Annotated in this window: 11 protein-coding genes; 1 reads left to right on the top strand and 10 read right to left on the bottom strand. The window is 37.8% G+C overall.

Annotated elements, in window-relative coordinates; all coding sequences use genetic code 11:
- Positions 1-160 precede the first annotated feature (160 nt).
- Together BCR24_RS07145 and BCR24_RS07140 are read right to left on the bottom strand one after the other, a co-directional pair.
- Positions 161-688 (bottom strand): hypothetical protein, encoded by a 528-nt coding sequence (locus BCR24_RS07145; protein ID WP_069639867.1) that lies wholly within the window; start codon positions 686-688, stop codon positions 161-163.
- A gap of 254 nt (positions 689-942) precedes the next feature.
- Entirely contained in the window at positions 943-2460 is a 1518-nt protein-coding gene (locus tag BCR24_RS07140; RefSeq protein WP_069639866.1) for a flavocytochrome c, read from the bottom strand.
- 316 nt (positions 2461-2776) lie between these two features.
- On the opposite strand from BCR24_RS07140, the gene BCR24_RS07135 reads away from it, so the two are divergent.
- A complete protein-coding gene (locus BCR24_RS07135) occupies positions 2777-4177 on the top strand; it encodes a TrkH family potassium uptake protein (protein WP_069639865.1) in 1401 nt (466 codons plus the stop codon).
- A 43-nt stretch (positions 4178-4220) separates the two neighbouring features.
- Here the strand turns inward: BCR24_RS07135 and BCR24_RS07130 are convergent, their stop codons facing one another.
- From BCR24_RS07130 to BCR24_RS07095, 8 genes are all read right to left on the bottom strand, one after another.
- Positions 4221-5495 (bottom strand): NCS2 family permease, encoded by a 1275-nt coding sequence (locus BCR24_RS07130; RefSeq protein WP_069639864.1) that lies wholly within the window; start codon positions 5493-5495, stop codon positions 4221-4223.
- Between the two features lie 223 nt (positions 5496-5718).
- Positions 5719-9258: a pyruvate:ferredoxin (flavodoxin) oxidoreductase gene (nifJ, locus tag BCR24_RS07125; RefSeq protein WP_069639863.1), complete on the bottom strand. Its 3540-nt coding sequence runs from the start codon at positions 9256-9258 to the stop codon at positions 5719-5721.
- Between the two features lie 22 nt (positions 9259-9280).
- Positions 9281-10708, bottom strand: a complete 1428-nt coding sequence (gltA, locus tag BCR24_RS07120; RefSeq protein WP_069639862.1) for an NADPH-dependent glutamate synthase — start codon at positions 10706-10708, stop codon at positions 9281-9283.
- Entirely contained in the window at positions 10701-11540 is an 840-nt protein-coding gene (locus BCR24_RS07115; protein ID WP_083244350.1) for a sulfide/dihydroorotate dehydrogenase-like FAD/NAD-binding protein, read from the bottom strand. Before BCR24_RS07115 ends, gltA begins: the two co-directional genes overlap by 8 nt.
- A 65-nt stretch (positions 11541-11605) precedes the next feature.
- Positions 11606-12049 (bottom strand): flavodoxin, encoded by a 444-nt coding sequence (locus BCR24_RS07110; protein ID WP_069639860.1) that lies wholly within the window; start codon positions 12047-12049, stop codon positions 11606-11608.
- A 323-nt stretch (positions 12050-12372) separates the two neighbouring features.
- Positions 12373-13203, bottom strand: a complete 831-nt coding sequence (yqeB, locus tag BCR24_RS07105; protein ID WP_069639859.1) for a selenium-dependent molybdenum cofactor biosynthesis protein YqeB — start codon at positions 13201-13203, stop codon at positions 12373-12375.
- The gene (gene yqeC, locus BCR24_RS07100; protein ID WP_069639858.1) at positions 13191-13922 is read right to left on the bottom strand and encodes a selenium cofactor biosynthesis protein YqeC; all 732 of its coding nucleotides are present in this window, start codon (positions 13920-13922) and stop codon (positions 13191-13193) included. Before yqeC ends, yqeB begins: the two co-directional genes overlap by 13 nt.
- The gene (locus BCR24_RS07095) at positions 13910-14167 is read right to left on the bottom strand and encodes a putative Se/S carrier protein (protein WP_069639857.1); all 258 of its coding nucleotides are present in this window, start codon (positions 14165-14167) and stop codon (positions 13910-13912) included. Before BCR24_RS07095 ends, yqeC begins: the two co-directional genes overlap by 13 nt.
- Positions 14168-14178: the final 11 nt, after the last annotated feature.

The following is a 14178-nucleotide window of genomic DNA, read 5'->3' as shown; positions in this document are numbered from 1 at the left end:
ATTTTAAGAGAATAAAAGAGAGTTGCCCACTTTCATCAGTGAACATTTATGTCATCTGCTTTATCAGTTATTTCAACTATGTAATTTGAACTTGTATGTTTATAACTAAATAATAACTCCTTGCAAAGTAATGTTCAGTGTGTTTATTTTTTTGAAAAAGTTAAGCATTGTAAAATAGCCAAAATTCTTCAACTTTATCTTTAAACTCTTTTGTAGGAAATGTTCCTCGTAAATTAAACTCGTGCTCTGTTGCATCGGCAAACTTTATCTGATATTTATAAAGGATTTTCACTTTATTATCTTGTTGTTTAAAACAGCCAACATCAATAATATCTCTCCATTTTTTTGTGCGCAATTGTTTATTATCGTAATAAGTTAGTCCATTTTCGTTCATTAAATAGATTACACCTTGATATTTCAGCAATATTCTTACGTCATAGATTCCTGATATGATTAGCATAAAGGAAAAACTTATAGCTAAGTAAGCTAAATAAAAAACGCCACTTATGAGAGCAAAAATTACTAACACAAATAAGAAAAAACGATTGAACACATCAAAATTTTTAAATACAGGAAGTAAGAACCAAAGTATTATACCTAAAGTTATAAAAAATATGAAAAAACCAGCTAATATTTCTATGCAGGTCTCTTTCCAAGTAATTCGAAGTTCAAAATGTTTATTTTCCATAGAATTGCTTCTCCAATATCAATTATTTTTTGACTTGCTACAATTTCTAGTTCAATTTTATCAAAAGTGTATTGAAATTGATAGTGCGGTTAAAGCTATATGATACGCCTCAATAAATTAATTTTTATTTTACTGGTATAATTTCTACTTGCTCTGATGCAGTTTCTTCCATTGCATGTTCGACTCGATTTTAACTAAAAAAGAACCCGTCGACAAACGCGAGCGTTTTATTCGACTGGCTCTTTTTGACTTATTTATTTATGTGCTGAAGCAAAGTTTGCCGCTTCTGTTCCTGATTGACGTCCAAAGATAATGATGTCGGCTACAGCGTTTCCGCCGATCCGGTTTGCACCGTGTAGTCCGCCAGTTACTTCACCGGCTGCATATAAGCCTTTGATTGGTGCACCGTCTTCTTTCAATACTTCTGTCTTTGTATTGATTTTTACTCCACCCATCGTGTGATGAATGCCTGGTGCGATTTTGATTGCATAGTAAGGACCAGTGGACAAATCATGATCCATACCTGTTGCACGATTAAATTGTGTATCTGATTTTGCTTGGACCTCTTTGTTCCATTGCGCTACTGTTTCTTTTAATGCTGCTTCTGGCATATCGATTTTTTTCGCAAGTTCTTCAATTGTTGCACCTTCTACAACAAAGCCTTGTTCATCATAAAAATCGATTGCTTTAGCACGATCACGAACACCTTGATCGAAAACTAAGTAAGCAGATTTTTCTGGTAAGGCTGTGATTGCTGCCGAAACTTTATCACGTGTATCCATTTCATTCACAAAACGTGTTCCTTCTTGTGAGGCTAAAATAGCTCCTTCACCACGAACTACTTCACCGATCAGGAATGATTTGTCTTGTTGGACTGTTGGATGGATTTGAATCTCTTTCATATCCACTGTAGCACCACCAAGTTTTTCGATCATCTTGATTCCATCACCTGTTGTCCCTTCTTGGTTTGTCGTGACATAATCTTTTAATTTTGGATCGTATTGTTCCAGCATTTCTTTATTCGCACCAAAACCACCTGTTGTCACAATAACAGCATTTGATTTGATTTCTTTGGTTTCTTTGTCATTTAGTTTGACTTTGACACCGTTGACTTGACCGTCTTTTTCAGTGATTTCAGTGACGTTGGCATTTACAAATAGCGGAATTTTTTCTTCTTTGACATTGCGAACGAGTCCGTCTACTAAGTAGCCGCCGATTGCAGAACCATCAGATGGACGGTGAGTGCGTTTTTCGCTCATTCCACCAGTAATAGTTAAGTTGCTCAGTTCAATTCCTTTCGTATCTAACCAATCGATCGCATCTGCTGAATGATCGACGAAAAAGCGTAATAGTTCTTTGTCATTCGTTCCTTTTCCACCTTTAAGTGTTTCTTCAAAGAATTTATCGTTGCTGTCGCTAATCCCTTCTGCTTTTTGGTATTTGGTTTCAGAAGCATTCATACCTGATGACGATTTGATCGTATTCCCACCTGCAACGGGCATTTTTTCTAGAATGGCTGGATTCATTCCAGCTTCTTTGGCTTGTAAAGCGGCCGTCATTCCAGCTCCACCTGCACCAATGATCACGATATCGTATTGATCTTCTAATTCACTTAAATCTGTATAGCCGTTGGCTGATGCGCCAGAAGTAACTTCTGTGCTTTCTTTGGATTCTTTACTTTTCTTAGCTGTCTTATCTTGATCGCTGGTACACCCCACAGCAATTCCAGCAAATAAGCTCAATGATAGTAAACTCATGATGACTTTTTTCATTTTTTCCCCACCTCAGTAATTTTTGACCAGTCAACCTTGATTACTCAATTTTTTGATAAGCTTTTTTGTAATGTGATTGTATTCACATTACAAAAAAGCTTAATTAACAAACAAAAAAATTGATTTTGCTCCTTTTTAAAAAGAATAAACATATGAATGTTACTTCTCTCACAATAAAAATAGCATGTTCTGGTGAATTTGTGTTATATTCTGATTTTTTTTAATCAATTTCTTATTTCTTCTAAGTCTTTATTCTTTGTTTGCCCATCATTTATTTTCTGCTATACTTGTTTTAACGATGTTCAGGAGGTCCATTATGAATCGATTTCGGCTTTTATGGCTGGCTCAACGCAAGGGAAGGCGTTTTATTTCCAATCATTTTTCATCTATTCAAATTATTGTTTCTTATTATATTATTATGACGATCGTCTCTTATATCTTGTTTTGCCTACCATTTTTTAGAGAACCAGGCTCTCATGTCGGTTTTATCGACATGCTATTTATGGCGATCAGTACCGTGAGTGTCACAGGGTTGTCTACCTTTGATATTAATTCTGTTTTTAATGATCGTGGCGTGTTGCTTCTAGAAGTTCTCTTTCAGGTCGGTGGTTTGGGGATCATGATGATTTCTACGGCCTTTATTATTTTATCCAAACGGAGGATTTCCTTAAAACAGCGACAATTGATCATGACGGATATGAATCAACCAAAATTAAGCGGGATCGTTCGCTTGATTCGAATTACCTTTACAATCATTTTATGGTTTCAAATGATTTTTGGTACATTTTTTTCTATTTACTTTTATTTTTCCGGCTATTATAAAACCTGGTCAAAAGCGATTTTCTTTGGTTTTTATCAATCGATTTCGGCAGTGACTAACTCTGGCTTTGATGTGACTGGCGATTCGATCATCCCTTTTGCCAATGACTATCTTTTTTTGATTGTCATCATGTTCTTGATTTTTGTTGGAGGAATTGGTTTTCCAGTATTGATGGAATTTCGTGAATGGCTATTCTTTAAGAAGAAAAAACGAGGTTTACCTTTCCGTTTCTCATTGTTTAGTAAAATTGCTGTTTTGGCCTTCGTGATTCTATTTGTCGGCGGAACGGTTTTGATTTATTTATTGGAAAAAGATCATTTATTTGTGGGAATGGGTGAAGTACAACGCTGGATCACGTCTATGTTTTATTCGATGACCACACGAAATGCTGGTCTGCAGATCAACGATTTAGGTGATTTTCAGGTGACAACATTGATTGTCTTTTCTCTATTGATGTTTATTGGCTGTAGTCCTAGTTCTGTGGGTGGTGGGATTCGGACAACAACTGTTGCGATCATTGGTTTGTACTTATACGCTTTTTTGAAAAGTGAGGACAAAATCAATGTATTCGGACGTCGGATTGATGACGATGATGTCAAAAAATCGATTGTGGTCTTTATGCTTTCGTTGATAATGTGCTTTTTCGCCGTTTTATTTTTGACTGCAACTGAAGATCACCCGCTGATCGCAATAATCGTTGAAGTCGCATCTGCTTTTGGTACAACTGGTTTATCTTTGGGTATCACTTCTGATTTAACAACTGTCGGAAAATTGATGATCGCTCTATTGATGTTTATCGGACGAATCGGTATGTTATATACTTTGATGTTGTTCGTACCAAAAGAAACGCGAGATATAGGATATGAATATCCATCTGAAAAAATTATTATAGGCTAAAAAATGACTCACCACGTCTCAATTGTGGTGAGTCATTTTTTTACTAAATCAATACATTAACAATCAAATACGTCAAAAATAAGCCCGAAATCAACCACATTGGTAATGGAAGTTCTGTTTTTTTCCTAGCAAACAATTTTGTTACTGGATATGCTACAAACCCAAAGGCCATGCCATCAGAAATGTTCATTGTAAATGGAATCAATACAATCATCAGCATTGCTGGAAAATAATCACTGAAATCCTCAAAATGCAACGCTTTGATTTGTTGGATCATCAAGAAACCCGTTATAATGATTGCTGGTGCTAATGCCGAATCTGGAATGTAAGACAGCAACGGCAGAGCGAATAAAGCGAAAATAAAGCAAATCCCGCTAGTGATCGAAGTAAGCCCTGTTTTTCCCCCTTCTTCAATTCCGGTTGCACTTTCAGCGGCAGCTATAGTTGGGCTTGTACCCAAAATGCTGGATAGCAGGGTAATAAATCCTGTCACACGATAGGCTTGTAAATATTTTTTTTCATCTGCTTCTGGCATCAAGCCTTTAAGTAATCCCATTGACTCAAAAATCAAAATCATCGATAAGGCAAAAACTCCGAGTAAAAAGCTTTTAGAAAAAATAGTGCTGAAATCTAGCTTTGCAAAGATTTGAGTATAATTTCCTAATGCGCTTAAAGAAAAATGTTCTGTTGGTGTTACCATGCCAAAAATATTTGCAATCAGAGTGACAACCACAATTCCAATAAAAAAACTGCCTTGAATCCCTTTAATAAAAAGAAATACAGTCAAAAGCAATGAAAATAATGTTAATAATGTCAAAGGATTATCTAACGAAGCCAGTTGTAAAAAAGTATGTTCACCACCAATAATCAAGTGTCCTTTTTCCAACCCAATCAGCACAAGGAAAAATCCGATTCCCACTGTGATTCCAGTCTTTAAGGTTTCAGGCACAACTTCCGCAAATAATTTACTCAACCGTGTAAAGGCGACGAATAAATAAACAATCCCTGCACAAAAACTGACTGCTAATGCCTGCTGCCAGGTCAATCCTAATGATAAAACTAAGGTATAAGTGAAGAATGAATTGACACCCATTCCGGTGGTTAAAACAATTGGCGCATCTGCACTAAATCCCATCAAAATCGATCCAATAATTGAAATGAAAATTGTACCAAAAATCGTCAATTCTTTTGGCATCCCTGCCTCAGCTAAGATTACTGTATTTACCATAATAATATAGGAGATGGCAAAAAATGAAGTTGTTCCTGCTAATATTTCTCGTTTAACATCGCCTTTTTTTAACTTTTTCCAATTAGACATAAAAATCCTCCTTATTTTTAAAAGTGTAATGCGCTCGTTTTGATTAGAGAGAAAATATATAAATTTTTTAATAAAATTATTTTTTACTGAAATTATACCACTGTAAGGATACCACATTGTAAACGCTTTTTAAAATTTCTGAACACTTTTTCTTTTAATGATTTCCGCAAAAAAAAAAACTGAGATCAAACTCAGTTTCAGTTTGATCTCAGTTGCCTTTTTCTTATTTTTTAACCTGACTCACTAATTTAACATAATTTTCTGAGCGATCTTCTGCATCATCTTTTGTTTTAGTTAAAAGATCTTCAACGATTTCTTGGTTATCTTTGATGGTATGCAGTGCAGAAAAACGTGTTTGTTTTTCAAGGAAATCACGCATTTTAGTAAAATCTGCTTTTTTATAGTCAATCACCATCGGATCTTTGCCTTTTTCAATAAGTTGTGGATTATAGCGATACAGTTGCCAATAACCAGACTCTACTGCTTCTTTGGCTAATGACAATGTTTCGATCATACCACCTTTGACTCCGTGATTGATACAAGGCGTATACCCAATGATCAGTGACGGTCCAGGATAGCGCTCGGCTTCGTCAATTGCTTTGATTGTTTGCATTGAATTCGCTCCTAAAGCAATTTGTGCTACGTAAACATTGCCATATGTCATTGCCATCATACCCAAATCTTTTTTAGAAGTCTGTTTCCCTCCTGCAGAGAATTTAGCAATAGCCGCAGCTGGTGTTGCTTTGGATGTTTGACCGCCGGTATTGGCGTATACTTCATTATCCATAACAAAGATATTCACATCGGCTCCACTAGCTAAGACATGATCGATTCCACTAAAACCAATGTCATAGGCCCAGCCATCACCACCAACGATCCATTGGCTGGTTTTTACAAGTAAGTCACTTTGTTTGTAGATTTTTTCTAAGCGTGGATCGATTTGACATTCTTCACTCAAAGCCGCAGCAAGTTTGGTTGCGCGTTGTTGTGTACCATCCCCTTCTAGGTAATGGTCTAGCCAATCCTGCAATAGCGCTTGAAGTTCATCTGAGCCTAAATCGTTATCGATTGCTTCTTGTACTTGGTCTGCTAAATATTGTCGTTTTGTTCTATTAGCTACATACATACCGTAACCGTATTCAGCGTTATCTTCAAATAATGAATTGCTCCATGCAGGCCCTTGACCACATTCATTCGTCGTATATGGAGTTACTGGGGATGAACCACCCCAAATAGAAGAACATCCTGTAGCATTAGCCATCATCATGCGATCACCAAATAACTGCGTTAAAAGCTTGATATAAGGTGTTTCCCCGCATCCTTCGCATGCTCCTGAAAATTCCATCAATGGTTGATTGAATTGAGAGCCTTTAACAGATAATTTTCTGACTGGGTTTTCTTTTTGTTGTAAAGTCATCGCAAATGCCCAGTTGATTGCTTGTTCTTTTTGTTCTTCATAAGGCTTCATCAAAATGGCTTTTTCTTTGACTGGACAAGCTTGCACGCAAAGACCGCAACCTGTGCAATCCTCTAATGATACTTGGATTCGATACATCAAGCCATCAGCACCGCGCATTTCTCTAGCTACAAAGCCTGCTGGTGCTTCTTCCATTTCTTTTTCATCTGCTAAAAACGGTCGAATAGCCGCATGAGGACAGACAAAAGCACATTCGTTACACATTGTACATTTATCCATCTGCCACTCAGGAACTTCTAAGGCGATTCCCCGCTTTTCATAGGCTGCAGTTCCCATGGGCATTTCTCCGGTTTTCATTCCATTGTCGATTAGATCACCAACGGTCAACGCATTGCCTTCTTGGCGATTGATTGGTTGTAAAATATTGGTAATATATTTAGGCAATGTCGTATCTTTCTTTTCTGGCTCGATAACGATCATTGCCCATTCAGAAGGAACATCAATTTTTTGAAGAGAATCAAAGGTTCCGTCGATAGCTTGGAAATTTTTCTCTACGATTTCTTTTGATTTCTTTCCATACGTTTTTTGGACTTCTGCTTTTAGTAGGGGCATATATTCGTCACGCGTCATAATATCCGTCACTTCAAAGAAGGCAGTAGACATGACTGTGTTGATTCTGCGACCTAACCCTACTTCTCGCGCTAATTCAACCGCATTGATAATGTAAAATTGAATATCATGCTCAGCCATGTATTTTTTTAGTTTTGCAGGTAAGAGGCGATAGACCTTTTCTTTGTCCCAAATTGTATTTAATAAAAATGTTCCGCCATCTTTCAGTCCGTTTAACAAATCATAATTGTGAATGTAAGAGGCGTTATGGCAGGCGATAAAATCAGCTTGTTCTACTAAATAAGTTGATGTGATCGGTTCTTCACCAAATCGTAAATGAGAAAGTGTCAAGCCGCCAGACTTTTTAGAATCGTAGCTAAAATAAGCTTGGGCATATAAATCAGTGTTATCACCGATAATTTTAATCGCTTGTTTATTTGCACCAACGGTTCCATCCGAGCCAAATCCCCAAAACTTAGCTTGGAAGGTTGAATTTGGCGTTAAGTCCAAAACATGTCCTTGCGGCAATGAACGATACGTCACATCATCGACAATTCCAATTGTAAAACGTTGTTTTAATTCGCCCAAAGGTAATAATAAATGATCGTAGACCGCTTTGATCTGATTCGGTGTCACGTCTTTTGAACCTAGTCCATAACGTCCGCCTATCACGATTGGACGATTCTCGTGTTGATATAACGCACTCTGGACGTCCAAAAGTAATGGTTCTCCATCAGCTCCGGCTTCTTTAGTTCTATCTAAGACAGCAACTTTTTCTACTGTTTTTGGTAATTTTTCTAATAGATTTTCTGTTGGAAACGGACGGTATAAATGAATGTTGATCAACCCAACTTTTCGACCTTGTTCATTTAAATAATCCACCGTTTGTTGAATAACTGGCGATGCAGATCCCATAGAAATAATAATTTCTGTTGCATCTTCGGCACCATAATAATCGGTTAAATCATAATTAGTACCGCGTATATCATTGATTTGTTTCATATATTTTTGAACGATTCTTGGCATAGCTTCGTAATTGGCGTTGACCGTTTCTCTTTGTTGGAAATGGATGTCCGGATTTTGAGCCGTTCCTGAGACAGTTGGATGATTCGGATTCATGCCTCTCTTTCTGAAACGATCCACAGCGTTTTGATCAAGCATTCCTTTTAAATCAGTGTAATCGAGTACTTCGATTTTTTGGAGTTCGTGACTTGTTCTGAAGCCATCAAAAAAATTGACAAACGGTAAACTGCCTTCAATACTAGCTAAGTGTGCAACTGCTGAAAGATCCATCACTTCTTGTACGCTGGATTCTGCCAACATACAAAAACCAGTTTGACGAGTTGCCATAACATCGCCATGATCGCCAAATATGCTCAAAGCGCTTGTTGTGATTGCTCTCGCAGCGACGTGGAAAACTGCTGGTAAAAGTTCTCCAGCAATTTTATACATATTTGGAATCATCAACAGCAACCCTTGGGAGGCAGTGTAGGTGGTTGTTAAAGCACCTGTTTTTAAAGAGCCATGGACAACGCCAGCGGCTCCTGCTTCTGACTGCATTTCAATTACTTGGACTTTCTGTCCGTAAATATTCTTCAGTCCAGTTTCCGCCCACTCATCTACCAATTCGGCCATTGTTGAGCTAGGGGTGATTGGATAGATTGCCGCTACTTCTGTAAAAGCGTAGGAAATGTAGGCCGCTGCTGTATTTCCGTCCATTGTCTTTGTTTTTTTCATTTTTCTCACCTTTTATCTTTCCTCAGACTTTTGTTGTTACAGGCGTTTTCATCTTTTCTTGTACATAGTTGTCGATTTGTACTGCTGCGACTTTTCCGGCACCCATTGCTAAAATCACTGTTGCAGCACCTGTCACGATATCTCCGCCGGCAAAGACGCCTGGAATCGATGTTTCTCCCGTTTTTGGATCCGCCTCAATGTAGCCCCATTTTGTCAATTTAAGTTCTGGGAAAGTGGATAATAAGACTTTATTGGACCCTTGACCGATGGCTTCGATCACTGTGTCAGCTTCGATAATAAATTCACTATTTTTAATTGGAACAGGGCTGCGTCGACCAGATTCGTCTGATTCACCAAGTTCCATTTTGATACATTTTACACCACTCAAGTCACCATTTCCGTTATCTATATATTCGATTGGATTTGTTAGCCAATGATACTCAATGCCTTCTTCAACAGAGTGATGGTACTCTTCTATGCGTGCTGGTAATTCTTCTAAAGACCTTCGGTAAACGATACTGACGTGTTCTGCACCTAGTCGTTTAGCACAACGGGCTGCATCCATCGCTACATTTCCGCCACCAATCACCACTACCTGTTGCGAGCGTTTGATTGGCGTATCATATTTAGGAAATTCATAACTATGCATTAAGTTGATTCGTGTCAGGTATTCACTAGATGAATAGACGCCATTTAAAGCAGTTCCAGAAATTCCCATAAAATTTGGTGCCCCTGCACCCACAGAAATATAACAGGCATCAAATTCTGACCTGAGCTCATCCATAGTGATCGTTTTTCCAACTACAACATTGGTTTCAATTGTCACACCTAAGGCTTTAATACTTTCGATTTCTTTTTTGACGATTCGTTTTGGCAATCTAAATTCTGGAATTCCGTATGTTAGCACACCACCTGAATCATGTAATGCTTCATAGACAATCACTTCATAATTTAATTTAGCCAAATCACCAGCTACTGTTAACCCAGAAGGACCAGAGCCAATTACTGCAACTCTGCCAATTTTAGGCTGATCACTTTGAGATAATTTAGAAAAGTCTTGATTTTCTAATGCCCAATCTGCGACTAATCGCTCTAACTTGCCTATTGCAACAGGTTCAAAATTTTTAGCCATCCCTAATTTGCAGACTTGCTCACATTGTTTCTCTTGCGGGCATACCCTACCGCAAATAGCTGGTAGATTCGTGTAACTACTTAAAATTTCAGCAGCTTCCTGCATATTTCCTTCTTTGATAGCTAGGATAAATCCAGGAATATCGATCATGACAGGACAACTTTTGATACAAGGAGCATCTTTACATTGCAAACAGCGGATTGCTTCTGCTTGTCCTTCTTCGATCGTGTAACCTAGACAAACTTCATTAAAATTTGAGTTACGAACTTTGGGTTTTTGTTCAGCAATTGGTGTTTTCGTTCTACTTCTTCTAGCCATTATGGATCACCTGCGCTTTTTGATAATCTGCCAAACATGCGTCTTCCTCATCTGTGTATTGCTTCATTCGGCTGATAAATTCATCCCAATTGACTTGTGTTCCTTTAAATTCAGGTCCATCCACGCAAGCAAACTTGATATTGCCATCTATCGTGACCCGACAACCACCGCACATACCCGTTCCATCGATCATAATCGGATTCAGCGAAACATTGATTGGTAAATCATAGTTGGAGGCCGTCTCTGTACAAAATTTCATCATAATACTCGGTCCAATCGCCCAACTATAATTGATTGGTTCTCTAGCTATCACTTGTTCCATTGCCTCAGTCACAAGACCTTTCATTCCTAGCGATCCATCGTCTGTTGTAATAATCAATTCATCGGAATACTCTTGACATTCTTTTGCAAGAATCACTAATTCAGCAGTTTTTGCGCCAAGAATCGTAATCACTCGATTACCAGCATTTTTTAATCCTTTGACGATTGGAAAAATCGCGGCGATTCCGACACCGCCTCCTACGATCAATACCGTACCATAATCTTTAATTTCCGTCGGCATCCCAAGTGGTCCTGTTAAATCCAAGATAAACTCTCCTACATTGAGCTGAGCAAGCTCAGCCGTCGTTTTACCGATCACCTGAAAAACAAGTCGAATCGTGCCTTTTGTAGCACTAGACTCAGCAATCGTCAATGGGATGCGCTCGCCACTATCATTAATTCTCAAAATGATAAATTGTCCTGGTTGTGCTTTAGTCGCAATTCGAGGTGCTTCGATCAAAAAATCATATTCGTTTTGCGAAAGCTGTGTGCGTTTGGTTATTTTATACATAGGGCGTACCATTAATGAATGAACTCATTCATTTTTTCCTTCTTTCGTATAATTTCAGCGTTATTCTATAAACTAGCTGTCAACTCTTTAACAAATTTTTTCAATGCTTCGATATCATCAGCTTCTGCATTGTTCTCGATTTCTACTGTTTCAGCAACTTTCTTAGCACCTGACTTTTCTAAAGCTGTAACGAAGTCATGAGCAGATTTACAGAACAAATCGCCATATTCACGATCTCCTGAACCGACAACACCAAAATTTTTCCCTGTTAATTCTTTTTCTTCTAACTCGTCATAAAAATCTTCAAATTCAAAAGGCAATTCTCCATCCCCATATGTATAGGTAGCAATAATACAGGCATCTGCATCATCAAAAAAGTCAACATCTACTTCTGAACATTCTTCTCTTTCTACCTCAAAGCCAGCTTCTTGTACAGTGTTTTCTAAAATTTCTGAAATCTCTTCTGTGTTTCCTGTCATACTTGCATATACGATTTTTACTAGTGCCATGTTTTACTCATCCTCTCATCTTTTTTACAAAATATTTTAAAGTACAAAAAGTTTCTGTAACCCTTTTCATTCCTCTCGTACTTACTAGCACAAATTGATACAGTTCTAGACTAGTTACGTAACTTCCTCCTTCAAATTACTTTTTTCACATATTAGAACCTTTCTTTAAAACGCTTTCTTTTCTTGGTATACAATAGGTTAAAACTTCACTTACACTATAACATAAACGCGTCGTTTAAAACAATAATTTTTAGGTAAAAAAAATATTTTTTAGCATACGCTGCTGGTTTAAGCATTTGTAGAAGGATTCATTGTTTTTTCTTTTAAAATAACCCTCTTTGGCACCCTAACCAAAGTACAGCTTCCAAAACAGCTCCACCTAAGGCTCGCGCTTTATCTGATATCGTAAAACAATCCACTTGTTCCACCGAACGTGGATCGACATCAGCACATTTCAGTCCTTTTTGGCACAACACTTTGTCTGAAATCAGTCCTCGCAACACACCATCTAAGGGGGAAACTACAGCTATTTGATCAATATAAAAGAGTACTTCTCCTTTTTTCACAATCGCGCCAATCGTTTTCACATGCTTTACCTTACCTGAAGCTGGCGCATGAATCACTCGCTCCGCACTTTTACCGTTAATTTCTCCTGGGATACCAGTATTTGGGATTGCACTGCCTTTAAAGTAGAGCTTGCCTAAATAGTGCCCTCTCATGGTTTCCACTACTGCATTGACCTCATTAGACGCTGTGAATCCTGGTCCTAACGCAATAGTGATGGGGGCCATTTCTTTATTTGTGCCTAAATTTTTTTTTGCTAAAATTGCATCCACAAGTACTGTCGGTTTTAATTCTTTCAATGATTCTGCTTTTGAATCAATTAGTATTGGAATTTGATGATTGTTCCAGATTACGGAACATTCTGATACAGAAGAAACCAAGACTGCTTCTAAATCTTCTACCTGCTGTCTGCCTTGAAAAACGGCATTACAGAATGCTACAGTTCGACGAATAGCTAGTGGTTTAGCTGTTTCTAAAATGATTACTTTAAACCCTGCATGAACTAATTTTTGAACGACTCCTGTCGCAAGATCACCGCCACCGCGTACAGCAACGATTGTTTCAGAAATCGGTCTTTTTATTTTTCCCATAAAATGATTCCTTCCTTTGATTGGATATTACAGGCTATTACTTTACTCAACCGTTTCAATAGCATATTTGGCAATAAAGATACGATTTTTTTAGCTTGGAGCAATTGTTCAGAAGATTCTACCTGATTGATACACAGAATTCGCTGACCTTGACTTTTTGACCACAATCCAGTTGGACTGGTGATGATTTCAGCTAATGTCTCTTCTTTGATTTTTACTCCCTGAACCGTATCCGTTGCACGCAAAAAAAGAGGCAAACGATGCACAGTCGTTTGATCTACAGTTTTGCCTAAAACAGAAATTGGAATCAAGCCGATTGTTGTCGTTGTTTCAGGTAAAATAACAGGTTCAAATGTTTCCCACCCTTTTAGTGGACGCTGCTTTGATCCATCTGCTTCTAATAAGACTTTATCAAAATGCTGTAAAGACTCCTCAAAAACGTGTACTGGTGGTGAACTAAGCTTATATCCATTGCCCATGACGTTTCCTGCTAATGTGATTCCTATCCCATCTTTTCCTAAATTCGAAAATTCTTCACTATAAAAAAAATCATAATTACGCTCTGTAGGATAGCCGATCTTAGTCGTTGTACTGACTAACACACGTTGATCATGATAACAATTCGCTAGATACCACATCAGGCTTGTTTTCCCACCACTACCGATCAGTGAAATCACTTGTCGCCCTTGAAAGTCGAAGCACTCGATCAGGGAATCCATCTTTTATACGTCCTTTCTTTATTCACTCCTTCTATTGTAAAAATTCCTTCTATCGGTATCTCGGCCTTGTTCAAATACACTCTTCCTTTGTCTAAATCTTGTGCAGCTATCCTTAAACAGATTCCACAAAAATCCCCAAGACTTGTAGGAAGAGCCATCACTGAAACAGGCAAGTTATTTTTGATGAATATTTTTTCACTATGAACTGCATAATGAGTATTTTGAAATGTTAAAAGATAGGCCATATCTTCACCTC

The sequence above is a fragment of the Enterococcus ureilyticus genome, from assembly GCF_001730315.1.
Lineage (GTDB): Bacteria > Bacillota > Bacilli > Lactobacillales > Enterococcaceae > Enterococcus_L > Enterococcus_L ureilyticus.
This window is presented reverse-complemented; position numbering and strand designations above follow the sequence as displayed.

What these genes read in the sequence shown, in the direction of transcription:
- BCR24_RS07145 (WP_069639867.1), bottom strand. Translation starts at nt 688, where the DNA reads ATGGAAAATAAACATTTTGAACTTCGAATTACTTGGAAAGAGACCTGC.
- BCR24_RS07140 (WP_069639866.1), bottom strand. Translation starts at nt 2,460, where the DNA reads ATGAAAAAAGTCATCATGAGTTTACTATCATTGAGCTTATTTGCTGGA.
- BCR24_RS07135 (WP_069639865.1), top strand. Translation starts at nt 2,777, where the DNA reads ATGAATCGATTTCGGCTTTTATGGCTGGCTCAACGCAAGGGAAGGCGT.
- BCR24_RS07130 (WP_069639864.1), bottom strand. Translation starts at nt 5,495, where the DNA reads ATGTCTAATTGGAAAAAGTTAAAAAAAGGCGATGTTAAACGAGAAATA.
- nifJ (WP_069639863.1), bottom strand. Translation starts at nt 9,258, where the DNA reads ATGAAAAAAACAAAGACAATGGACGGAAATACAGCAGCGGCCTACATT.
- gltA (WP_069639862.1), bottom strand. Translation starts at nt 10,708, where the DNA reads ATGGCTAGAAGAAGTAGAACGAAAACACCAATTGCTGAACAAAAACCC.
- BCR24_RS07115 (WP_083244350.1), bottom strand. Translation starts at nt 11,540, where the DNA reads ATGTATAAAATAACCAAACGCACACAGCTTTCGCAAAACGAATATGAT.
- BCR24_RS07110 (WP_069639860.1), bottom strand. Translation starts at nt 12,049, where the DNA reads ATGGCACTAGTAAAAATCGTATATGCAAGTATGACAGGAAACACAGAA.
- yqeB (WP_069639859.1), bottom strand. Translation starts at nt 13,203, where the DNA reads ATGGGAAAAATAAAAAGACCGATTTCTGAAACAATCGTTGCTGTACGC.
- yqeC (WP_069639858.1), bottom strand. Translation starts at nt 13,922, where the DNA reads ATGGATTCCCTGATCGAGTGCTTCGACTTTCAAGGGCGACAAGTGATT.
- BCR24_RS07095 (WP_069639857.1), bottom strand. Translation starts at nt 14,167, where the DNA reads ATGGCCTATCTTTTAACATTTCAAAATACTCATTATGCAGTTCATAGT.